23 protein-coding genes are annotated in these 20502 nt (G+C 63.6%); 6 read left to right on the top strand and 17 right to left on the bottom strand.

The genetic code is table 11. The annotated features are described in order from the left end of the window. Window positions 1-27: 27 nt before the first annotated feature. Both ACYVGK_RS13510 and ACYVGK_RS13505 read right to left on the bottom strand, forming a co-directional pair. On the bottom strand, window positions 28-828 hold the full coding sequence (locus ACYVGK_RS13510; protein WP_460734561.1) for a PilW family protein: 801 nt from the start codon (window positions 826-828) through the stop codon (window positions 28-30). Further along, window positions 828-1403: a pilus assembly FimT family protein gene (locus ACYVGK_RS13505; RefSeq protein WP_460734559.1), complete on the bottom strand. Its 576-nt coding sequence runs from the start codon at window positions 1401-1403 to the stop codon at window positions 828-830. Before ACYVGK_RS13505 ends, ACYVGK_RS13510 begins: the two co-directional genes overlap by 1 nt. Window positions 1404-1601: 198 nt before the next feature. On the opposite strand from ACYVGK_RS13505, the gene ACYVGK_RS13500 reads away from it, so the two are divergent. After that, the gene (locus ACYVGK_RS13500) at window positions 1602-2000 is read left to right on the top strand and encodes a type IV pilin protein (protein ID WP_460734557.1); all 399 of its coding nucleotides are present in this window, start codon (window positions 1602-1604) and stop codon (window positions 1998-2000) included. Window positions 2001-2042: 42 nt separating this feature from the next. Here ACYVGK_RS13500 and ppnN read toward each other — a convergent pair whose 3' ends face one another. The 5 genes from ppnN to grxD all read right to left on the bottom strand — a co-directional run bounded on the left by ppnN (window position 2043) and on the right by grxD (window position 8853). Next, entirely contained in the window at window positions 2043-3434 is a 1392-nt protein-coding gene (ppnN, locus tag ACYVGK_RS13495; RefSeq protein WP_460734555.1) for a nucleotide 5'-monophosphate nucleosidase PpnN, read from the bottom strand. Between the two features lie 111 nt (window positions 3435-3545). Next, window positions 3546-6968 carry a TonB-dependent receptor gene (locus tag ACYVGK_RS13490; RefSeq protein ID WP_460734553.1) on the bottom strand — a complete coding sequence of 1141 codons (3423 nt, stop codon included), beginning with the start codon at window positions 6966-6968 and terminating at the stop codon, window positions 3546-3548. Window positions 6969-7196: 228 nt separating this feature from the next. Then, entirely contained in the window at window positions 7197-7796 is a 600-nt protein-coding gene (locus ACYVGK_RS13485) for a MarC family protein (protein WP_460734551.1), read from the bottom strand. Beyond that, the gene (locus ACYVGK_RS13480; RefSeq protein ID WP_460734549.1) at window positions 7793-8536 is read right to left on the bottom strand and encodes an SDR family NAD(P)-dependent oxidoreductase; all 744 of its coding nucleotides are present in this window, start codon (window positions 8534-8536) and stop codon (window positions 7793-7795) included. Before ACYVGK_RS13480 ends, ACYVGK_RS13485 begins: the two co-directional genes overlap by 4 nt. Next, the gene (gene grxD / locus ACYVGK_RS13475) at window positions 8533-8853 is read right to left on the bottom strand and encodes a Grx4 family monothiol glutaredoxin (RefSeq protein WP_460734547.1); all 321 of its coding nucleotides are present in this window, start codon (window positions 8851-8853) and stop codon (window positions 8533-8535) included. The genes ACYVGK_RS13480 and grxD overlap by 4 nt, the downstream gene beginning before the upstream one ends. A 158-nt stretch (window positions 8854-9011) precedes the next feature. Here grxD and sodB point away from each other — a divergent pair, with 158 nt between their 5' ends. Then, window positions 9012-9590 carry a superoxide dismutase [Fe] gene (gene sodB / locus ACYVGK_RS13470; protein WP_460734545.1) on the top strand — a complete coding sequence of 193 codons (579 nt, stop codon included), beginning with the start codon at window positions 9012-9014 and terminating at the stop codon, window positions 9588-9590. 79 nt (window positions 9591-9669) lie between these two features. Here the strand turns inward: sodB and ACYVGK_RS13465 are convergent, their stop codons facing one another. Next, the gene (locus ACYVGK_RS13465) at window positions 9670-10254 is read right to left on the bottom strand and encodes a urate hydroxylase PuuD (protein WP_460734543.1); all 585 of its coding nucleotides are present in this window, start codon (window positions 10252-10254) and stop codon (window positions 9670-9672) included. 198 nt (window positions 10255-10452) lie between these two features. Between ACYVGK_RS13465 and ACYVGK_RS13460 the strand changes: the two genes are divergently transcribed. Then, complete coding sequence (locus ACYVGK_RS13460; RefSeq protein WP_460734541.1) at window positions 10453-10923, top strand: hypothetical protein; 471 nt, start codon at window positions 10453-10455, stop codon at window positions 10921-10923. Between the two features lie 59 nt (window positions 10924-10982). Here the strand turns inward: ACYVGK_RS13460 and ACYVGK_RS13455 are convergent, their stop codons facing one another. Beyond that, entirely contained in the window at window positions 10983-12122 is a 1140-nt protein-coding gene (locus tag ACYVGK_RS13455; protein ID WP_460734539.1) for a 5-(carboxyamino)imidazole ribonucleotide synthase, read from the bottom strand. Continuing rightward, window positions 12123-12626 (bottom strand): 5-(carboxyamino)imidazole ribonucleotide mutase, encoded by a 504-nt coding sequence (gene purE / locus ACYVGK_RS13450; protein WP_460734537.1) that lies wholly within the window; start codon window positions 12624-12626, stop codon window positions 12123-12125. Between the two features lie 58 nt (window positions 12627-12684). On the opposite strand from purE, the gene ACYVGK_RS13445 reads away from it, so the two are divergent. Then, window positions 12685-12954, top strand: coding sequence for a Trm112 family protein (locus ACYVGK_RS13445; protein WP_460734581.1), 270 nt, complete (start codon window positions 12685-12687; stop codon window positions 12952-12954). Beyond that, a complete protein-coding gene (gene nadC / locus ACYVGK_RS13440; protein WP_460734535.1) occupies window positions 12951-13832 on the top strand; it encodes a carboxylating nicotinate-nucleotide diphosphorylase in 882 nt (293 codons plus the stop codon). Before ACYVGK_RS13445 ends, nadC begins: the two co-directional genes overlap by 4 nt. A gap of 87 nt (window positions 13833-13919) precedes the next feature. On the opposite strand, the gene ACYVGK_RS13435 is transcribed toward nadC, so the two are convergent. Next, window positions 13920-14702 carry an FHA domain-containing protein gene (locus ACYVGK_RS13435; protein WP_460734534.1) on the bottom strand — a complete coding sequence of 261 codons (783 nt, stop codon included), beginning with the start codon at window positions 14700-14702 and terminating at the stop codon, window positions 13920-13922. 68 nt (window positions 14703-14770) lie between these two features. Here ACYVGK_RS13435 and ACYVGK_RS13430 point away from each other — a divergent pair, with 68 nt between their 5' ends. Then, window positions 14771-15094 carry a DUF3301 domain-containing protein gene (locus ACYVGK_RS13430; protein WP_460734533.1) on the top strand — a complete coding sequence of 108 codons (324 nt, stop codon included), beginning with the start codon at window positions 14771-14773 and terminating at the stop codon, window positions 15092-15094. A gap of 225 nt (window positions 15095-15319) precedes the next feature. On the opposite strand, the gene ACYVGK_RS13425 is transcribed toward ACYVGK_RS13430, so the two are convergent. The 6 genes from ACYVGK_RS13425 to ACYVGK_RS13400 all read right to left on the bottom strand — a co-directional run bounded on the left by ACYVGK_RS13425 (window position 15320) and on the right by ACYVGK_RS13400 (window position 20444). Then, the gene (locus ACYVGK_RS13425) at window positions 15320-15808 is read right to left on the bottom strand and encodes a ClpXP protease specificity-enhancing factor (protein ID WP_460734531.1); all 489 of its coding nucleotides are present in this window, start codon (window positions 15806-15808) and stop codon (window positions 15320-15322) included. An 82-nt stretch (window positions 15809-15890) separates the two neighbouring features. Beyond that, window positions 15891-16526, bottom strand: coding sequence for a glutathione S-transferase N-terminal domain-containing protein (locus ACYVGK_RS13420; RefSeq protein WP_460734529.1), 636 nt, complete (start codon window positions 16524-16526; stop codon window positions 15891-15893). A 178-nt stretch (window positions 16527-16704) separates the two neighbouring features. Beyond that, complete coding sequence (locus tag ACYVGK_RS13415) at window positions 16705-17454, bottom strand: cytochrome c1 (RefSeq protein WP_460734527.1); 750 nt, start codon at window positions 17452-17454, stop codon at window positions 16705-16707. Continuing rightward, window positions 17447-18727: a cytochrome b gene (locus ACYVGK_RS13410; RefSeq protein ID WP_460734525.1), complete on the bottom strand. Its 1281-nt coding sequence runs from the start codon at window positions 18725-18727 to the stop codon at window positions 17447-17449. The genes ACYVGK_RS13415 and ACYVGK_RS13410 overlap by 8 nt, the downstream gene beginning before the upstream one ends. A gap of 3 nt (window positions 18728-18730) precedes the next feature. After that, window positions 18731-19336 (bottom strand): ubiquinol-cytochrome c reductase iron-sulfur subunit, encoded by a 606-nt coding sequence (gene petA, locus ACYVGK_RS13405; RefSeq protein ID WP_460734523.1) that lies wholly within the window; start codon window positions 19334-19336, stop codon window positions 18731-18733. A 169-nt stretch (window positions 19337-19505) separates the two neighbouring features. Next, entirely contained in the window at window positions 19506-20444 is a 939-nt protein-coding gene (locus ACYVGK_RS13400) for a lytic transglycosylase domain-containing protein (RefSeq protein WP_460734522.1), read from the bottom strand. Window positions 20445-20502 lie beyond the last annotated feature (58 nt).

Below are 20502 nucleotides of genomic sequence, written 5' to 3'. Positions count from 1 at the left end.
GAAGCTCTTGGATGCAGAAAGGGGCTGCTATACACCGGTGGGAGCAACGTTGCATTGCGCATTCGTGCGGAGACAATCCGCACGGACGCGTACGCGCGTCGTAACGGTCCGGACGATAGTGGGCCGTTGAATCAGGCTACCGCTGATCGAAAGATCAAGGCTGCGAATGCTCAACGGAGTGCCGTTGGTGACAGCCGGAATCTCGACGTCGCGAGTGGTGTCGACAGAAAAACTTGCGATATTGAGAACCCGGGGGTCCGTATAGGCGCACCAGCCATCAGCACTGCATGTCGCAGGATAGGTGTTGTAGTTGGGCGAATTGCCGTCGCAGGTCGGCGATCCGGCAGCAGAACTTTCGCCGATTTCGATGACGCCAACCTGACGACCAGCGACGGTACGCTGGACACGGCGGATGGCACGGACTTCGCCGTTGCCATTTTCCACCGTTCCCGGAGTGCCCGGGCGCCGGTCGTACGCGTAAACGACGCAAGCGTTTGCATTGGGAGCGGCTGGATTCGTCGTCGGATTGACGATCTGGAGCAACGCGAAGTTGGACGTGGCGATGACCGCCGAATCCATGGCCTGCGAGTAATAGGTAAGGGCGTTTTCGTCGTAGCCGGCACGGCGCAACTCACGGCCGGCGTAATCGATCGTGCTGCGCAGCTCCTGCGTCAGCTGGGTCGACTGCACGTAATCGCTGTTGCTGTTGAGGGCGGACATTGTGAACGCCACCACCGCACCGGTCACGATCAGGCCGATGACCAGCGACACCATGAGCTCGACCAGCGTGAAGCCCGCAGAAGAGCGACTGAAGGATGGCGTATTCATCAGCACTGACGATCCGAGTATTGGGGCATCTTGCTAGGTGCCGCGGCCGGTTCGCAGAGGATGCCGCGGCCATTTCGGTCAATCATGAAATTGAGCCGGTAGTCGGTCGAGCCGCTGCCCTGGGGCGACCGCAGGAAAATCCCACCTGCATCGCCAGGAGCGGTGATGTTTCCGCGTTTCGGGTCGATGATCACATTTCCCGATCCGGCGCCAAGCGTCGAAGCCGCAGCCACCCTGGTGCGCCGCCATTCCGCCTGGCTATCCGGAAAGCGCGAGATGTTGCATGCCCCGGGGGAGTTGAGGCAGTCGCAGGCTGCCGCCGCCGTGGTGGCGCCGATGCACATGTTGTTGCCCGAACTGCGGAAGCTCACGATGACGTTGCGGTTTTCCCTTACGGCAGCGAGCCGGGCATTCGCCCAGTAATTCATCAGCTGGTCACCGGCACCGCGAAGTGTCGCCCTCTGCTGATATGCGGTGAAGGACGGGACCGCCATCGCCACCAGGATCGCCAGCAGGGCAATGGTCACCATTAGTTCGATCAAGGTGAAACCCTGATTTTGGGACTGATGAGTCACGTGCTTCCCCTCCTGAGTGAGCCAATAACATCGCAGCCCTCCCTCGCCTACAAGCCCGAGACGGACGAGCGGCCACATGAGCAGAATGGATGGCGTCGGCAAACGGCGCATTTTCCCCGCCGGTGATAGCATTCACCGAAAACGCCATCGGGGGCCAGTGATATGCGTTTCCAGCGGGGATTTACCTTAATTGAACTTGTGATCGTCGTCGCAATGGTGGCGATCCTGGCGACGATCGCGTTGCCTGCGTTTAACGAGCAGGTGCGCAAGGGCCGTCGTTCGGAAGCCATGCAAGCCCTTTCCGATCTGCAGCTGCGGCAAGAGCGCTACCGCGCCAATCACGCGACTTACACCACCACGTTTGGCGTAGGCGGTCTCGAAACCACCAACACCATTCCCAGTGGGTACTACACCTTTACAGCCACTACTCCAGCGGGTGCCGGCGGCTGTACTTGCACCACGGGCTCCTGCTACGAATTCACCGCGACTGCGGCCGGCGCCCAGGCCAGCGATGCGAAGTGCGCCACCATGGTTCTCACGAACAGGTGCGGCGTGACCGCAAAATCCTCGACCGGCGGCGGTGAGTGCTGGCGCTAAACGTATTGACGGGCGGGCGTCATGCCCGCCCGTCATGATCCTTCAGCCGGTCACGCGATAGCAGGGCTTGTATTCGCCTGCGATCTTCATCCTTCGCTGCTCCACGAACGCACGCAGCAGCGCATCCAGCGAATGCATGATGTCCGGGTCGCCGTGGATCTCGAACGGTCCGCGCTCCTCGATCCGGCGCATGCCGTCTTCCTTGACGTTGCCCGCAACGATGCCTGAAAAGGCGCGACGCAGATCGGCGGCCAGTTCGTGGGGCTTGCGACCATGATGCAGATCCAACGAAGCCATGGCTTCGTGAGTCGGAACGAAGGGTCGCTGGAACGCCTCGGGAATTTCGATCGACCAGTTGAAGAAGAACGAATCCTTCTGCGCGATCCGGTATTCGCGGACCTTGCGGACGCCGGCCGTCATGCGCTTCGCGACCTCGGCACTGTCGCCGGTAATGATCTGGTAGCGACGCGTGGCTTCTTCGCCGAGCGTCAGACGGATGAAACGATCGATCTGCTCGAAATAAGGCGCCGAAGTCGACGGGCCGGTAAACACCAGCGGGAACGGCACATCGGCGTTTTCTTCGCGCAGCAGGATGCCGAGCAGATACAGGATTTCTTCCGCGGTACCCACGCCACCCGGGAATACGATGATGCCGTGGCCGAGGCGCACGAACGCTTCCAGGCGCTTTTCGATATCCGGCATGATCACCAGATGATTGACGATCGGGTTCGGTGATTCGGCCGCGATGATGCCCGGCTCTGTGATGCCGATGTAGCGCGTATTGCGCTTGCGTTGCTTGGCGTGAGCGATGGTGGCGCCCTTCATCGGCCCCTTCATCGCGCCGGGGCCGCAGCCGGTGCAGATATCCAGGCCGCGCAGGCCCAGCTCATAACCGACCTGCTTGGTGTAGACGTACTCTTCGCGCGAAATCGAATGCCCGCCCCAGCAGACCACCAGGTTTGGATCGGCTGGACGCAGCAGACGCGCATTGCGCAGCAAGCCGAAAACCGAATCGGTGATGCCGTCGCTGCTCAGCAAGTCACGACCGGCCTCCTCGCCCAGCTCGATGGCGATGTAGGCCAGATCGCGAACCGCCGCGAACAGCAACTCGGCGACACCATGAATGATTTCACCATCCACGAATGCCATCGCCGGCGCGTTGCGCAGATCGATGCGCACTCCGCGATCCTGCTGCTGCACTTCGATGTCGAAATCCGGATACAGCTCGCGCGCGGCGCGCGGATCGTCGGACGCGCTGCCGCTGGTCAGCACGGCCAGCGCGCAGCGGCGCAACAGGTCGTGCATGCCGCCGGCGGAAGCGTCGCGCAGGCGCGCCACTTCCGAGCGCGACAACACGTCCAGCCCACCGCGCGGGTAAATGTGGGTATTCACCGTCGGCAGACGGGTATCGATCGCTTCCAGGTTCGTCTTCATTCCAATCTCTGTCTTCTTCATTGTCCGCCCCGACTCTAGCGCAGCGGCGCCCACAAAAAAACGGCCGGGTTTCCCCGGCCGTTTTTGGTCTTGCGCAGATCCGATGACGGATCAGAACTCGTACTTGAAGCCCACCTGCAGCGACCACTGCGAAACGCCGTTGGTCTGGTTGTCGGAGTTGGTCGGAAGGCCCTGGGCGGTGGTCTGTCCGAACTCCGGCGTGCCGGAAGGCGAGTTGCCACGGTAGCTGTACACGTACTTGCCGCCGTTGATACCGACCAGGGTGGCTACCGGGTTGTTCGCAAAGAAACCGTAGTCGATGACATGACCCCAGTCCTTGTTGAGCAGATTGCCGACGTTCTGGATATCCACCCAGACCTTCGACTTGTGACCATTGAAGAAGCCCGGCAGTTCCTGGCTGATGCGCAGATCGAACGTGTTGACCCAGGCAGAGCGGAAGCCGTTTTCAGGTGCGAACTGGCCGCGGTAACGCTGCAGATCGGGGTGGGCGTCCATGAAGCGCCAGAAGTCCGCTTCCATCTGCGCGTTCGGCGTGAATACACCGGTGGCGCTGATGGTGCCGAACTTCACGTCGCCCGGGCCGGCCGGCACGTAGAACAGATCATTGAGGGTACGGTTGTCGCCGTTGGCGTCGCCGCTGAAGATGTAGCTGTACGGACGGCCGCTGCGGCCTTCGTAGACCAAGCCCACCTGGGTGTTGTAAGAACCGAAGAACGCGTGCTTCCAATCCAGCGAGCCGCTGAAGCGGTCCTTGATCTCGTAGCGGGCGGTGCTGCTGGTCGGCTCGTTGATGTTGAAGCCCAGCTGCGAACCGAAGCCCGAGCCGGCCGTCGAGCTGGTCAGGGCGGCCACTTCCTCGGCGTTGGTGTAGGTGTAGCCCAGCGTCCACGACCAATCGCTGTTGTTGTCGAACGGCTTGGTCAGCGAGACCGTGAGCTGCTGGCCCTTGCCCTTGTTGGTGTTCTCGATCAGGAACACGTCGCCGAAGTAGGCGTTGCGGCCGAAGCGCGCACCGTTAGCCGGAATGCCGCCGGTGGCGGTGGTGTTGCCGAACGGACGCGGGCTGTTCGGATTCCAGTACAGGGTGCGGCCGTACGCATCGGTGTAGCCCGGGCCCACGTTGAGTGTGCGGTAGAACAGGCCGTTCTTGACATCGGTCAGCAGCACTTCGGCCGAAGCGACGATGCCGTACCACGGCAGTTCGTGATCGAACGCCAGGTTGGCCTTCCACACCGACGGCAGCTCGAAGTCGTCGGCGATCGCGTTGACGTTACGCACGCCAGTACCCGCCGCCGGAATCGACGGATTGAGGCCGTCCGCGGTGAACTGCACGCCATTGTCGCAGCGACCGTCGGCAGGCGTCGTGTCCACGCAGACCAGGTTCTGGAACGACGTGTAGTTCATGCCGGTGCTGCTGTAGGCATTGCCGACCCACACCTGAGGCGCATCGCCCTGGAACAGGCCGACGCCACCGCGCAGCTGCGTGGGGCGTTCGCTGTCGAAGGTGTAGTTGAAGCCGAAGCGCGGCTGGACGATGAAGCTGTCGCTGTAGGTGCGCGTGTTGTCGATACCGAAGCCGCCCGTGTAACCCGCGCCACACGCCGCGTTGGCGGTGCCCGGAGCCGCCGCGAAGCAGGCGTTATACGGCGGGGCCGGAGACGCTTCCGGACGATCCGCACGCACGCCCATGGTCAGGGTCAGGTTGGAGTTGACATACCAGGTGTCTTGCAGGAACAGGCCGAGGTTCTTGCTGGTGTAGCGCGCCGCGATCGCGTTCGGATTGGTCGGATTGGTCTGCAGGTCGTAGTCGAAGTAACGGCCGTTGATCAGGTTGGCGAAATTCGACGTGCCCGTCGGACCAGCAGGATTGTTCGGCACGTAGAAGCTGTAGTTGCCCCACGCGTCCTGCAGGAAGAAGTTGTAGACGTCGTTGTCGCTGTACTCGCCGCCGAACTTGACGTCGTGGTCACCCAGCGTCCAGGTGCCCGAAGCGAAGTAGTTCCAGGTCTTGGTCGTCAGCGCGTTGCCCATCGAGCTGCGCTCGGTGCCGATGCGGATGAAGTCAAGGCCGGAGGTACTGTTGTTGTTGGTGCCGACCGGATTGTCGTTGCCGTTGCCGACGATGCCGTCGTCAAAGAAGATCTGGATGGTCGGCGCGTGGGTCGGGTTGACGCGGATCGCGGAGTAGTCGCGGTACGAGACCTTGAACTCGGTCGAGAAGTTGTCGGACCAGTCGCTGAACAGCTGGCCGACGTAGCTTTCCACGGTCTTCTCGTGGTTGAACCAATTGGAGCTCAGCGACAGGCCGCTGGCGCTGGAAGCTTCCGGACGCACGCGGGTCTGGTCCAGCTTGCTGTAGCGCAGGCTGGCACGGTGGTTGTCGTTGATGTTCCAGTCGACCTTCAGCGCCTTCTCTTCAAGCTCGGTGTCGCCACCGGTCAGGCCACCTGCGTCGAAACCCCACACGTCGCGCGCGATGCGCTGCACTTCGGCCACGTCCGCGGCGTTGAAGTCGGCGCCCGCCGACAGCGGATTGGTGCCCGTGCTGCCACCGGCGGGACCGATCTTGGTCTGCTTGAGCTTTTCGTAGTTGGCGAAGAAGAACAGCTTGTCCTTGACCAGCGGACCGCCGAAGGTCGCACCGTAGGTTTCTTCCTTCTTGTATTCGTCGAACGGCAGGCCGGTGACGTCCAGCGAGCTACCCGCGACGCGGGCCGGGTAATCGCCGAACCAGTCGCCGTCACGATAGGTGCCGTAGATCGAGCCGTGGAACTCATTGGTACCCGACTTGGTGACGGCGTTGACGTTGGCGCCGGCGGCGCCGGCGACGGTCACGTCGTAGCTCGACAGATCGATGTCGATGGCTTCGATAGCTTCCATCGAGACCGGCTGGCGCAGGGTCGGCATGTTGTTGCCTTCCAGGCCGAAGGTGTCGCTGGCGGACACGCCGTCGATGGTGATCTTGTTGAAGCGCGGGTTCTGGCCGCCGGCGCTGATGCTGCCCGAGGCGCGATCGGTGAACGCCACGCGCGGGTCGAGGCGCATGAAGTCCTGGATGTTGCCGTTCATCGACGGCAGAGCCTGGATGTCCTGCTGGGTGACGCTGGTGCCCGAACCCATCTTGTTGGCGCTGAACACCGAGGCGCCGGAGATGGCGACTGCCTTGACTGCTTCGAGGGTCGTCACATCACCGGCCAGATGCGCATCCACAGTGGCGATCTGATTCAGCGGCAGATACACGCCGTCTTCAGTATCGGTGCCCGAGCCAGACTTGGTCACGATGATGGTGTACGGACCACCGACGCGCAGACCACGCGCGTTGTAGCGACCGCTCGCGTCAGTGGTGGCGCGGCTGACCGTGCCGGATTCAACGTGGGTGATGGTGACCTCAGCGCCAACGACTGGTGCGCCATTGGCGTCGGTGACCATGCCGCCAACACCGGACGAGGTGCTCTGCGCGAACGCAGGTGCGGTTGCAAGGACGGCAAGCAGGCCGAGCGTGAGCTTGGACATGCGAACGCGATTCGAATGAGCCATGTTTTTGGATGCCTCGAAGATGAAGAAACGATGACAAGCGCCGACGGCCCGCGTCCTGCCGGCCATATTTCGAAAATTTATTGGTAACCCCTGGACCCGCCGTGCTTAGCCGGGTTAACGCCAGTTTAACCCATACTATGGCGGATAGATGGCAAACCTGTGACGACCGCCATGATCTCAGCTTGACGTGAGCCGACTACGCGCCTAGGCGGCCGGGGCAATCTTCAGGTAGGCGGCGACACCGTCCAGCAGCATCTGGACCGAAATAGCCACCAGCAGCATGCCCATCAGGCGCTCCACCGCCGTCAGCACCCGGGTGCCGAGCCATTTGTAGAGATAAGTCGCGCTGAAGAGGATGGCGGCGGTCGCCCCCCAGGCCAGCAGGAGTGCCAAGCTCCAGTCCATCAGGCGGGCTGGGTCATTGCTGCCCATCAGCATGACGGCCGCCATGCCGGATGGGCCGGCCACCAGCGGGATGGCCATAGGGACGATGAAGGGTTCGCCCTCGGGAATCTCGCCCATCAGGCCTTCCGGCGGCGGGAAGATCATGCGGATGCCGATCAGGAACAGCACGATGCCGCCGGCGATCGACACCGACTCCTGGCGCAGGTGCATCAATTCCAACCCGTACTTGCCGCCCCACAGGAATGCCATGAGCACACCCAGGGCGATCACCAGCTCCCGCGCCAGCACTACCCGCTGCCGCCGCGCCGGCAGCCCGCGCAGCAGGCTGAGGAACACGGGGATGTTGCCCAGCGGATCCAGGATCAGGAACAGCAGCAGGGCAGCGGAAGCGATCGTCACGGAGTGGGCGCCCAGATCTCGCCGCGATGGGCGGCGCCCGCCGGGGAAAGCAGCGTAACGCAGGACTCCGCGTAGACCTCGGGATCCCTGGCGATGCGATCGTTCTCTTCGAGATAGGCCTTGGCACGAAGCGGAGTGCGCATCGGGCCCGGCTGCAGGCCAGAGACGCGGATCTTCGAGCCAGCGAGTTCGGATTGCAGCATGCCGACCATTCCGGCCTGGGCCTGCTGGGCCAACCCGTACCCACCCCAATAAGCGCTACCCACGCGGGCGAGATCGTCGAGCACGAAGACCACCGCTGCATCGTCGGCCTTGGCCAGCAACGGCAGGCACGCCTGGGTCAGCCACCAGCGCGCCGTCAGGTTGACGTGGATCGCACGGGCGAAGGCCGCAGGATCGGTCTGCTGCAGCGGCGTCAGTCCTGGGAAATTCGCCGCGCAGTGCAGCACGCCATCGAGGCGACCGAGCTCGCTCCCGATGCGCTCGGCCATCTCGGCGTAGTCATCGGCCGATGCGCCTTCAAGATCGAGCGGATAAAGCAGCGGCTCCGGGCCTACCGCGGCGGCGCTGTCGTAAACGCGGTTCAACCGCGGCGTCTTGCGACCGAGCAACACCACGGTCGCGCCTGCGCGCGCGCAAGCAATGCTCGCGGCCGTTCCGAGGCCACCGTGCGCGCCGGCGATGAGCACGACGCGATCCTTCAATGCCGACTCTGACACCGGCGTAGCAGTCGAACTCACTGCTGCTGCGCTTCGCTGATCATGCGACCGAGCTCACCCGACTCAAACAACTCAAGGGTGATGTCGCAACCGCCGATCAGTTCACCGTTGATGAAAAGCTGCGGGAAGGTTGGCCAATTCGAATAACGCGGCAGGTTGGCGCGGACTTCCGGATCTTCCAGCACGTTGATCGTATGGAGCTGGTTCGCGCCGGCGGCCTTCAGCGCCTGCACGGTGCGGCTGGAAAAACCGCACATCGGGAACTGCGCGGTTCCCTTCATGAAGAGGACGATCGGATGGCCTTCGACTTCGGCCTGGATCCGTTCCATAACGCTCATGGACTGCTACTCCTGCACTGTTGCATTGGTGTGTTGCCGACGCGTGAGGCCAGGCAACGGGACGTGGGGCTACAATGCGCATTGTAAGCCTCCTCCAAGCCGCCGCGTTCGCGGACCGGCACCCCACCCAGAAACCCTCAGCCCGCAAGGAGCCAGCCTTGGCTATTGAACTGCCCGCCCTCCCCTACGATCGGACCGCGCTCGAGCCGCATATCTCGGCCGAGACCATCGATTACCACTACAGCAAGCACCACCAGACCTACGTCACCAACCTCAACAACATGATCGCGGGCACCGAGTTCGCCGACATGTCGCTGGAGGAGATCGTCCGCAAGTCGCAGGGCGGGATGTTCAACAATGCCGCGCAGGTGTGGAACCACACGTTCTACTGGAACTGCCTGAAGCCCAACGGCGGCGGCGAGCCCACCGGCAAGCTGCTGGAAGCCATCAACAAGGCTTTCGGCGACTTCGCCAAGTTCAAGGAAGAATTCACCAAGGTGTCGGTCGGCACCTTCGGTTCGGGTTGGGGCTGGCTGGTGCAGCGTCCGGACGGTTCGCTGGCCCTGGTCAGCACCTCCAATGCCGCTACGCCGCTCACCGGCGAAGACAAGCCGCTGCTGACCTGCGACGTGTGGGAACACGCCTACTACATCGACTACCGCAACGCGCGTCCGAAGTACATGGAAGCGTTCTGGAGCCTGGTGAACTGGGACTTCGTGACTTCGAATCTGAAGTAAGTCGCGACGCCGCTTCACCAAGGAAAACGGCCGGGAATTCCCGGCCGTTTTTTGTTGCTGCCGGCAGTGTCGCTACCGCTCAGAGACCGCCATTCTGCTGCGCCACCATGCAGTAGAGCATCGGGATGGAAAGCATGGTGTTGAAACGCGAAGTCAGCATCGCCATGCGCGCCGCCTTGGTCTTGGCTTCGGGCTCGACCTGGACGATGCCCAACGCCTTCTTCTGGTTGGGCCAGATGATGAACCACACGTTGAACGCCATCAGCAGCGCCAGCCACATTCCGATGCCGATCGCCTTGGCCGGAGACTGGATGCTCAGCGCCTGCACGAGATAGCCCGACAGCGCGGCGAGAGTCAGGCCAGTCACGACGGTCGCGAGTGCGGCCCAGCGGAACCAGAACAGCGCCGTCGGCGCGATCACCTTGCTGATCGCCGGCTTCTGCTCGTCCGGAATCTTGGGCATCGACGGAATCTGGACGAAATTGAAGTACCACAGCAGCCCGATCCACAGCACGCCGGACAACACGTGCAGCCAACGGGTGAAGAACATCCAGTAGAAGCTCTCGCCCATATTGCCGAAGGTGCCGGCAATGGCGAGGATGACCGCAAGAATCACCAGCCCCGCGACGATCGTGCGGCCGAGCGATTGAAAGATTGCTCCCATCGAACCCCTCCTCAGTAGTTGCCGTGGCCCGGACAGGCCCGACCCGGGCAAAAGGGGGCGCCATTTGGCTGCCAGTGTCAATGCGCGGTGCAAAACGAACTGACCTTCGGCACGTGGATGAAGCCGGCGCGAATGGTTAGGCTGCCGCGTCCTCAACCCCGGTCAGCCGCCATGCCTGCCCAAGCCCTTCCTGCCCTCATGCCCTACGCGCTGACCGCCGGCATCGGCCTGATGTATTACCGCCGCATCCGGCGAAACTTCGGGCGGCAGGCCTGGCAGCCGCGTCGAACGATCGCGCGGGCCGTACTGCTGGCATTGGTACTGCTGATGCTGCTAGTCGCGGCCGTCTTCATTCCCGGCGCGGGATGGGCGGTGGGAGCTGGCATCGTCGCGGGCATCGGCCTTGGCGCCTTCGGCATAGCGCACACGCAGGTCGATTCCATAGACGGCGTGCGCAGTTACGTACCCAACCCGTGGATCGGCGGTGTCTTGTCGGTATTGCTGCTCGGCCGGTTGGCATGGCGCTTCATGCACGGAGGCTTCGTGCAGCAACAACAGACCAGCGCCAGCCCGTTGACCCTAGCCTTCGCCGCAGCACTGATCGGCTACTACCTCACATACTCGATCGCCTTGCTGCTGCGGATGCGCCGGCTGTCCCTGCCAGCATGAATCGATAAGAAAACGGCCGGAAATCGGCCGTTTTCGTGTACCTGGATCCGCTTCGACGGTCAGCGCAACGCAGCAATGACCGGAGCAACCTGCGCCTCACGCTCCAGCGAAGCGCCGACACGCTGGAGGGTTGCCGCCAGATCACCGGCGGAATCGGCGCGCAGCGTCGCATGGCCTACCTTGCGACCGGCACGCGGCTCTTTTCCGTAGTCGTGCCAGTGACCGCCGGCTTCACCCAGCACGGCATTGGCATCCGGCATCGCGCCGATCCAGTTGAGCATGCAGGCCAGGCCTACCATGCGCGTATCGCCAAGAGGCAGTCCGAGCACGGCGCGCAGATGGTTCTGGAACTGCGAGGTCTCGCTGCCCTCGATCGTCCAGTGCCCGGAGTTGTGCACGCGCGGCGCTAGTTCGTTGGCAAGCAATACGCCGTCGCGGCAGAACAGTTCCAGCGCGAACACGCCGACGTAATCCAGCGCCTCGGCGAGCTTCTTCGCGTAATTGAACGCCGTTTCGGCCATCGCCGCATCGACGCGTGCCGGCGCCAGGCTGGCCGAGAGGACGCCATCGACGTGCCAGTTCTCGGTCAGCGGCCAGGTGCGGAATTCGCCGTCGCGGCCGCGCACGGCCACCACGCTGAGTTCGCGCTCGAAAGCGACGAAGCCTTCCAGAATCAGGCCCACCGTCTGCGCCTGCGCGCCAAGCGCGGCCCATGCGGCATCGGCATCGGCCGGTGTCTTGATGCGGAACTGACCCTTGCCGTCGTAACCCAGGCGTCGGGTCTTGAGGATGCACGGCGTGCGGAGCTGCGCGATGGCGGCGTCGAGCTGCTCGCGCGAAGCGATGTCGGCGAAATCCGGCACCGGGATGCCGAGCTCGCGGAACAGCGTCTTCTCGGCCAGCCGATCCTGCGCCACGCCCAGCGCGCGCGGATTCGGGAATACCGAAACATGCTCGGTCAGCCAGTGCGCGGATTCGGCCGGGACGTTCTCGAAGTCGAAGGTGGCGACATCGACCTTCGACGCGAATTCGCTCAGCGCCTTTTCGTCACGCCAGTCGCCAACGATCAATGGCGCGAACTGACCCGCGCAGGCGTCGGACACGGTATCCATGACCAGGAAACGCAGGCCGAGCGGCGCGCCGGAAAGCGCCATCATGCGGGCCAGTTGCCCGCCTCCGAGAATGCCGACTGTGGTCATTTACTTGCGCGGATCGTCGTTGGCCATCACGTCTTCGGTCTGCCTGGCGCGGAAGGCATCCAGCGCAACACCGATCGTGGGGAATTCGTTGGCGAGCATCGCCGCGGCGAACAAACCGGCATTCGCGGCCCCGGCATTGCCGATCGCGAACGTGGCGACCGGGATGCCTGCCGGCATCTGCACGATCGAGAGCAGCGAATCCATGCCGTTGAGCGCCTTGCTCTGCACCGGCACACCCAGCACGGGCACGGCGGTCTTCGAAGCAAGCATGCCCGGCAGGTGCGCCGCGCCGCCGGCGCCCGCGATGATCGCGCGCAGGCCGCGCTGCGCCGCGGTTTCCGCGTAGGAGAACAGAACGTCGGGAGTGCGATGTGCGGACACCACGCGAATTTCGTGCGGGACGCCGAGCGCCTCCAGCCGCGCTGCGGCGTGTTGCATCGTCTCCCAGTCGGAGCGCGAGCCCATGACGATGCCCACCAGCGGGGCTGCTTCGGTTGCTGTCATGACGGATCCAAGCGTCAAAACGGTATTCTACCGGCCTTCCGCCGTGCCTTCACCGCCAATGGACCGCAAGCTGCTCGATCTCCTCGTCTGCCCCACGACCCGCCAGCCCCTGGCCCTGCTCGACGGCCGTGGCCTCCAGGCCGCCAACGCGGCGATTGCGGCCGGCAATGTAATGCGGGGCGATGGCAGCGCCCAGGTCGAACCGCTGCGCGAGGCGCTGGTCACCCGTGACCGCAAGACCCTCTACCGCATCGACGACGGCATCCCCGTCCTGCTGGCCGAGGAAGCCATCGCTGCCGCGCAGATCGACGGTTTCCCGCAGGCATGAGCATTGCCGCGGACGCCGTCCTGCCGCCGCCGGCGGAAGTGATCGAAGCCGACGTCGCCCGCGCCCTGGCCGAGGACATCGGCACCGGCGACGTGACCGCGACACTGCTGCCGGATGTGCCTGACAGCGCCTACCTTCTGTGCAAGGAAGACAGCGTGGTCTGTGGTCGCCCGTGGTTCGACGCGTGCCACCGAGCGCTCGATCCGGATGTGCGTATCGACTGGCGCGTGAGCGAGGGCGAGCACGTGCGCAAAGGCATGGTGCTGGCGACGCTCCAGGGCCGGACTCGCGCGCTGGTGAGTGCCGAGCGTGCCTCGCTCAATTTCCTGCAGACCTTGTCCGGCACCGCGACGGTCACGGCGGGTTATGTCGAAGCCGTGCGTGGCACCGCTACCCGGATCCTCGACACCCGCAAGACCATTCCCGGCTTGCGTCTTGCGCAGAAGTACGCGGTACGCGTGGGCGGAGGCGTGAATCACCGCATCGGGCTGTTCGACGCGGTGATGCTCAAGGAAAACCATGTGCGTGCGGCCGGCTCGATCACCGCGGCCATCGACGCCGCGCGCGCGATGCATCCGTCGCTCCCGCTGATCGTTGAAGTCGAATCGCTGGCGCAGCTTGAAGAAGCATTGCGCGAGGGCTGCGACCGCATCCTGATCGACGATTTCGATGCGGAGATGCGACGCGAAGCCGTGCGCATCGCGCATGCGCCGCCCTTCAACGGCGCGATTCCGCTGGAAGTGTCCGGCGGCGTGGACATGACCACATTGCGTGCCATCGCCGAAGACGGCGTCGACTGCATTTCGATCGGCGGCCTGACCAAGCATGTGCACGCCATCGATCTGTCGCTGAAGCTGGGACCGCCACCGGCCAACTGAGGCGCCGCTCGCGCCCGGAATTCATCGCGCAAGAAAAAGGGCGGGCCCACGTGGGGCCTGCCCTTACGCAATATGCGCGCGCTGCGCCTAGTTGCTGAGAACGATCGTGATCATCGCCGCCGCTACCGCGACGACCAGTCCGGACCACAGCCAGGTGTTGTTACGTGGTGCCGGTCGCGGCGCTCGCGTCGCCTGGATATGGACCGGTTCCTGGCCCGCACCGCTGAGGCGGAAGCGCAGCTTGTCGAATCCGATTTCATCGCCCATGCGCGCCTTGTCCTTCGTGACGCGACGGTCGTTGAGGAAGGTGCCGTTGGTCGATTCCAGGTCTTCGATCCTGACGCCATCCTCGGTCGGCACCAGCCGCGCATGGATACGCGAAAGGCCCAGATCATTGATATGGATGTCGCACTCGGGCGAGCGCCCGATCGTCAGTGGTCCCTGCAGCGGGTAGCTGCGTCCGAAGGCACCGCCGGTAACGCCGCGCAGTACATACATCGGCATCGCTTGACGCACCGCGGTGACTCCGGGGTCGTCGTTGGCCGCATGCGGGTAACCGTGCGCACCGTCGTGCGACCGCGCGGCGAGGCTGTCGACCGAGGCCAGACGCGCCAGCACGTGGTCGAAGGTGACGCTATCGCCTGGGCGCAGCGCGATCAGGCCGGCGACATGACGACCATTGACGCTGACGAGCGTGCCTACCGGCACTTCGAGCATCACGCCGGTGGCGCTCACGTGCAGCTGGCAGTGCTGGGGCAAGACCCCAGGGGTATCGAGGACGATGTTGGACTGCGGATCAGAACCGACGCGATTGACGCCCGGCCCAAGAAGCACCTGTGGGTGTTCGCCACCCGGAAATACCAATTTCATCGACACTCGCCCCTCCCCGGCGAAAATCTGAACTTGTGGCGCGCGTCCGGCGCCACTACCTTGCAACGATGCTGACTCTAATCATCCTGATGGTCGCGTCTGCGATGGTGTTCGCGTTCTGGAATGCCGGTCGCGCCGCCGCTGAACGCGCCGAAGCCCTGGGACGTGACGCCTGTCGCATTGCCGGGGTGCAATGGCTTGACCAAAGCGTCCATGCGATCGGACTTCGCATCTGCCGCCAGGAAAGCGGCTGGCTCGGGTTCGAGCGGACGTTCCGCTTCGACTATTCCCACAATGGCGAGGATCGCCAGATTGGGCGGCTGGTACTGCGCGGGGACAGGCTCGTTTCTTTCACCGGGCCCGTCCTCCCCAATCTTTCATCGATCGACTAAGACAAAGCCACGCGGGCGGCTGATAACGGCGAACAACCGCCTTCGAAGATTTTGCGTTGAACCTGTGGACGTCACTCACGCAACCCGACGCGTCACTTCTCGATCGCAACTCCCAGAGTGCCGAGCAGGCTCGGCACTACAAGAGCAGCGGAGCAAGCTCCGCTCTACAAGGCCGGTAGTCGTTGGGAAGATGAGACCAGGCGAGACTGTGTCAAAGTAGACCGATTACTTCACGATCCGCAAATGCCCGCTGCGACGCGGCGTTGGCGGTGACGGATTGTCGTCATCCGGCGTTGGATCGCTCGGCACCGCGCTCAGCGACGGCGTGGTGTCCTCGCCCTCTTCCTCGATCGCCAGCTCCTCGTCTTCGGCTCCGCTGGCGCTCACATCTTCCGGCAGCGCCATCCCCTGCCCGGTCTCGCGCGCGTAGATCGCAAGCACCGCGGAAATCGGCACCGAGACCGCATGGCTCACGCCGCCGAAGCGGGCGCTGAAACGAATCACGTCGTTGCTCATCTGCAATCCGGCGACGGCACGTTCCGCGACGTTCAAAACAATACGGCCGTCCTTTACGGCATGCGCCGGCACCTGGACGTGCGGACGGGTGGCGTCGACCAGCAGGTGCGGAGTCATGCCGTTGTCGGCGATCCATTCGTACAGCGCCCGCAGCAGGTACGGGCGGTGGCTGGTCATAGTGTTGCTGTCTTCAGTCATGTGGGCAGTTTAGCTCCCGTCCCTTCCCTAGAACGCGAAAAGGCCCGGAATTCCGGGCCTTGTCCGCCGCGCCCCGTACCCGTCAGGCCGGAATTTCGCGCAGCTTGCGCTCGGCGTCGGTCAGGCTGCGGGTGAAACCGGGGTTGCGGAAAATGCGGTTGCCGTAGTCCTCGATCACCTTGCCGTCCTTGGGCAGCGGCACCCCGAGCGACGGCAAGCGCCAGATGATCGGCGCCATGGCGCAATCGGCCAGGCTCATTTCCGGATTGAGGAAGAACTTGCTGGCCTTGAACAGCGGTACCGAGGCGGTGAGCAATTCCTTCAGGCGTTTGCGGCCGGCTTCGGCCTGGACCTTGTTGCCCAGCTGGATGGCCTGGACCTGTGGCACCCAATCGTGTTCCAGACGCAGCATGGCCAGGCGCAGACGCGCACGCGACAGCGGGTCGACCGGCATCAACGGCGGATGCGGGTAGCGCTCGTCAAGGTATTCGCTGACCACGCTGGCGGCGTAAAGAACCAGATCACGCTCGACCAGCGTCGGGACCGAGTGATACGGATTGAGATCAACCAGATCCTCGGGCGGATTCTGAGGATCGACCGCGATCAGGTCATAGGTGACACCCTTGGCCGCCAGTACCAGCCGCACGCGATGACACAGCACGCAGTCGGTGGACGAAAACAAGGTCAGGGCATTTCGCATACGTGGACTTGCCGCCATCATCGATTGCTCCCGCATTCGGACTCGACCGGCTCTCCGGCCGGGCTATGGACACGCCCACCCCCTGTGGACGATCGCCCAGTTAGCCGAGACTAGCGTTACTGCCTGTAAAAGTCGCCCCCCGGCCGCCATATGCAAAACGCCCGGCAAAGGCCGGGCGTTTTGTCTGGCGAGACGCTTAGTGCACGTCCTTCCAGTATTCGTGCTTGAGCATGTACGCCATGAGCGTGAAGAACGCCAGGAACAGGACCACCCACACACCCAGCTTCTCGCGCTTGAGGACCGCCGGCTCGCCGGCGTACTCGAGGAACGTGGTGATGTCGCGGACCGACTGGTCGAACTGCTCCGGCGTCTGCGTACCCGGCGTGGCCACCTTGAGACCATGCACCGGACGCTCACCCGTCGCCTTGTCCGGCTCACCGTACTCGGCGTGCTGCAGGCCCTGCATCTGCCACAGCGGGTTGGGCATGGACGCATTCGGGAACAGCTTGTTGTTCCAGCCCAGCGGGCGCGACTCGTCCAGGTAGAACGACTTCAGGTAGGTGTAGACCCAGTCGCTGCCACGAACGCGTGCGATCAGGCTCAGGTCCGGCGGCATCTTGCCGAACCACTTCTGCGCATTTTCTTCGGTGAGGCTGACCTGGACCTGGTCGCCGATCTTGCCGCCGGTGAAGTTGAGGTTCTGCATCACCTCTTCTTCGCTCAGCCCCAGATCTTCGCCGATACGCGAGTAACGCAGGTACTTGAGCGAGTGGCAGCCAGAGCAGTAGTTCATGTACAGCTTGGCACCACGCTGCAGCGACGCGCGGTCGCCCAGATCGGTACCCGAGTGCAGCAGGTCGCCGCCTTCGTTGGCGAACGCCGAAGCCGAAAGCACCAGACCTGCGGCGAAGGCGACCAGGGAGCGGACGAAATTCTTCTTAGTCATGCGTCGTCACCCGTGCCGGCACCGGCTTGGTCGAGTCGATCTTCGTCCACACCGGCATGGTGATGAAGAAGGCGTAGTACAGGAAGGTCAGCACGCGACCAATGATCGCTTCCACCGGATCCGTACCCGGACCGGCGCCGATCTTCATCAGCCACAGGAAGCTGACAGTGAAGATCGCCAGCATCAGCCACGACAGCTTGCCGCGGTAGCGGAACGACTTGACCGGCGAGCGATCCAGCCACGGGGTGAGGAACAGCAGCACGATGGCGCCGAACATCACCAGCACACCCCACAGCTTGATTCCGAAGAACGACGGAATCACACGCAGCATTGCGTAGTAAGGGGTGAAGTACCAAACCGGCTTGATGTGCGACGGCGTCACCAGCGGGTTGGCCGCGGTGAAGTTGTCGTGCTCGAGGAACCAGCCACCAAAGGTCGGCGCAAAGAAGATGATGAACGCCGCGAGGATCAGGAAGAAGCCAACGCCGAACAGGTCCTTCACCGTGTAGTACGGGTGGAACGGAATGCCGTCGGCCGGCTTGTTCGCATCCCAGCGGTTGCCCTTCGGACCCTTCTTGATGTCTACGCCGTCGGGGTTGTTCGAACCCACTTCATGCAGCGCACCCAGGTGCAGCACGACCAGCAACAGCAGGACGAGCGGCAGCGCGATCACGTGCAAGGCGAAGAAGCGGTTGAGCGTCGCGTCGGACGGGATGTAGTCGCCCATGATCCATTCGGTCAGGCCCGTTCCGATGTACGGAATGGCGCCGAACAGCGAAATGATCACCTTCGCGCCCCAGAACGACATCTGGCCCCACGGCAGCACGTAGCCCATGAAGGCTTCGGCCATCAGCACGAGGTAGATGACCATGCCGAGGATCCACACCAGCTCGCGCGGCTTCTTGTACGAGCCGTACATCAGGCCGCGGAACATGTGCAGATAGACGACGATGAAGAACAGCGATGCGCCCGTGCTGTGCATGTAGCGGATCAGCCAGCCCCACGAAACGTCGCGCATGATGTACTCGACCGAGGAGAACGCTTCCGCGGCGCTCGGCTTGAAGTGCATCGTGAGGAAGATGCCGGTGACGATCTGGTTGACCAGCACCAGCAGTGCGAGCGAACCGAAGTAGTACCAGAAGTTGAAGTTCTTCGGCGCGTAGTACTCGGTCATGTGCTTGCGGTACGCCGGCATCATTGCCGGTGCACGCTCGTTGACCCAGTTCATAACGCCAGTGGCGCCGCGACCGATGCGGTCGATGATGTTAGCCATGGCTTACGCAGCCCCCTTCGGATCCACGCCAATGACGATCGTGTCGTTCTCGAAATGGTAGGGCGGCACCGGCAGATTCGCCGGGGCAGGCATACCCTTGAAGACGCGACCGGCCGAGTCGTAACGCGACTTGTGGCACGGGCAGAAGTAACCACCCTTCCATTCCGGATCGAACGGTTCCGGCTTGATTTCCGGCTTGAACTCCGGCGCGCAACCCAGGTGGGTACACACCGCGATCAGCACCATGATGTCCGGGCGGATCGAGCGGGTGTCGTTCTTCGCGTACTTCGGCTGCTGGTCGGCGTTGTCCGACTTGGGGTCGAGCAGGAGGCTGTCGAGCGTGGGCAGCACGTCGAGCATCTTCTTGGAGCGACGAGCCACGTACACGGGCTGACCGCGCCAGGCGAGCGTCAGCTGCTGGCCTTCCTGCAACGCACTGATGTCCATGGACACCGGCGCACCAGCCTGCTTGGCTCGTTCGCTGGGACTCCAGGACTTGATGAACGGTACCGCCGCAAATCCGACTCCGACCGCACCGACCACTGCGGTCGAGGTAGTCAGGAAACGGCGGCGGCCCTGGTTGACGGGGTGGTCCCCTTGGTTTGCCATCCGGCACTCCGCAAAGCTGAAAAACGAAGTTCATCGCAGGCCGTCACCACTGGCGACGGCTCGCGGCTCAAAAAGACGGCGAAGTGTAACGGAAGGGTGAATGACCCGACAATCCGGCGAAACCGGAACGACTGCGTGATTCCGAAGGCCGGGCGGAGCTTTCCGCCGCTCAGCGCGAGCCGGCCGCGCCTGAACCCGACGCGGCCACCACGGAGCTGCTACCCGAATTGCGATAGCGCTCGGCCAGCACGGCCACGCGTTGCACGTAACGCTGGGTTTCGGCGTAGGGCGGCACGCCGTTGTACTTGGCGACAGCCCCCTCGCCCGCGTTATAGCCGGCGGCCGCGAGCTTGACGTCACCGTTGAAGCGCTTCAGCAGCCAGCCCAGGTACTGCACGCCGCCGCGGATGTTCTGAACCGGATCGAAGGCATTGCTGACGCCGAAGCGGCGCGCGGTCGCCGGCATGAGCTGCATCAGACCCTGGGCGCCGACCCGAGAGAGCGCACCCGGGTTGTAGGACGATTCGGCGTGGATGATGGCCCGGACGATCGCCTCTTCGACCCCGTACTGGGCCGCGGCGCTGGAGATTTCCGAGCTGTAGGCCGTGGTATTGAGGCGGATCCGGCCGAAATTGACACCCGGCAACGCCGCGCAGGCATAGCAGTTGTCGATCTGGAAGATCGGGAACTCAACCCGGGTCATCTTGACGTTGGTGACGCCCTTGGGCCGGCGATTGCTGTAATTCCGCACGCCGCTGGCGTCGATATACGAATAGGTCACCGTCGAGCCCATTCGCAGGAACCGCGCCTTCATCGGCGCATCGCCGACCGGCTTGGGCGCGACGACCGCAGGCGAGCCCGCCACCTGCATCGCGGGGGTGGCGGTTCCGGCGTTGCTTGGGACGGTCGAGGCAGGTGCAGCGGCGGTCGGCGCCGCCTTCGGCTTGTCCGCGTGGTAGCTGATCACCACGCATTTGGCACCCGGCACGCGCTTGCCCGAGTAGGCACGGGTCCCGTCCGGGCTTTCGCAGCGGTAAAGCGAGCCCGCCCACGCCGGCGTCGACGCCAGCGCACCCAGAATGACCAGAATTCCCCATGCCCCCTTCATAGCGCCGGACTATCCCCTCAATCGAAAACCTTTACAAGCCTTTGATTTACTTGAACGG

The organism is Lysobacter tyrosinilyticus (assembly GCF_054779815.1).
The sequence above is the reverse complement of the archived record's forward strand: the minus strand, read 5'-3'. Positions and strand labels throughout refer to the sequence as shown.

What these genes read in the sequence shown, in the direction of transcription:
- ACYVGK_RS13465 (WP_460734543.1), bottom strand. Translation starts at nt 10,254, where the DNA reads ATGGGAGCAATCTTTCAATCGCTCGGCCGCACGATCGTCGCGGGGCTG.
- petA (WP_460734523.1), bottom strand. Translation starts at nt 19,336, where the DNA reads ATGGCAAACCAAGGGGACCACCCCGTCAACCAGGGCCGCCGCCGTTTC.
- ACYVGK_RS13415 (WP_460734527.1), bottom strand. Translation starts at nt 17,454, where the DNA reads ATGACTAAGAAGAATTTCGTCCGCTCCCTGGTCGCCTTCGCCGCAGGT.
- ACYVGK_RS13400 (WP_460734522.1), bottom strand. Translation starts at nt 20,444, where the DNA reads ATGAAGGGGGCATGGGGAATTCTGGTCATTCTGGGTGCGCTGGCGTCG.
- ACYVGK_RS13420 (WP_460734529.1), bottom strand. Translation starts at nt 16,526, where the DNA reads ATGGCGGCAAGTCCACGTATGCGAAATGCCCTGACCTTGTTTTCGTCC.
- ACYVGK_RS13455 (WP_460734539.1), bottom strand. Translation starts at nt 12,122, where the DNA reads ATGACCACAGTCGGCATTCTCGGAGGCGGGCAACTGGCCCGCATGATG.
- ACYVGK_RS13510 (WP_460734561.1), bottom strand. Translation starts at nt 828, where the DNA reads ATGAATACGCCATCCTTCAGTCGCTCTTCTGCGGGCTTCACGCTGGTC.
- ACYVGK_RS13410 (WP_460734525.1), bottom strand. Translation starts at nt 18,727, where the DNA reads ATGGCTAACATCATCGACCGCATCGGTCGCGGCGCCACTGGCGTTATG.
- ACYVGK_RS13425 (WP_460734531.1), bottom strand. Translation starts at nt 15,808, where the DNA reads ATGACTGAAGACAGCAACACTATGACCAGCCACCGCCCGTACCTGCTG.
- purE (WP_460734537.1), bottom strand. Translation starts at nt 12,626, where the DNA reads ATGACAGCAACCGAAGCAGCCCCGCTGGTGGGCATCGTCATGGGCTCG.
- ppnN (WP_460734555.1), bottom strand. Translation starts at nt 3,434, where the DNA reads ATGAAGACGAACCTGGAAGCGATCGATACCCGTCTGCCGACGGTGAAT.
- ACYVGK_RS13490 (WP_460734553.1), bottom strand. Translation starts at nt 6,968, where the DNA reads ATGTCCAAGCTCACGCTCGGCCTGCTTGCCGTCCTTGCAACCGCACCT.
- ACYVGK_RS13430 (WP_460734533.1), top strand. Translation starts at nt 14,771, where the DNA reads ATGCTGACTCTAATCATCCTGATGGTCGCGTCTGCGATGGTGTTCGCG.
- ACYVGK_RS13435 (WP_460734534.1), bottom strand. Translation starts at nt 14,702, where the DNA reads ATGAAATTGGTATTTCCGGGTGGCGAACACCCACAGGTGCTTCTTGGG.
- ACYVGK_RS13460 (WP_460734541.1), top strand. Translation starts at nt 10,453, where the DNA reads ATGCCCTACGCGCTGACCGCCGGCATCGGCCTGATGTATTACCGCCGC.
- nadC (WP_460734535.1), top strand. Translation starts at nt 12,951, where the DNA reads ATGAGCATTGCCGCGGACGCCGTCCTGCCGCCGCCGGCGGAAGTGATC.
- ACYVGK_RS13445 (WP_460734581.1), top strand. Translation starts at nt 12,685, where the DNA reads ATGGACCGCAAGCTGCTCGATCTCCTCGTCTGCCCCACGACCCGCCAG.
- grxD (WP_460734547.1), bottom strand. Translation starts at nt 8,853, where the DNA reads ATGAGCGTTATGGAACGGATCCAGGCCGAAGTCGAAGGCCATCCGATC.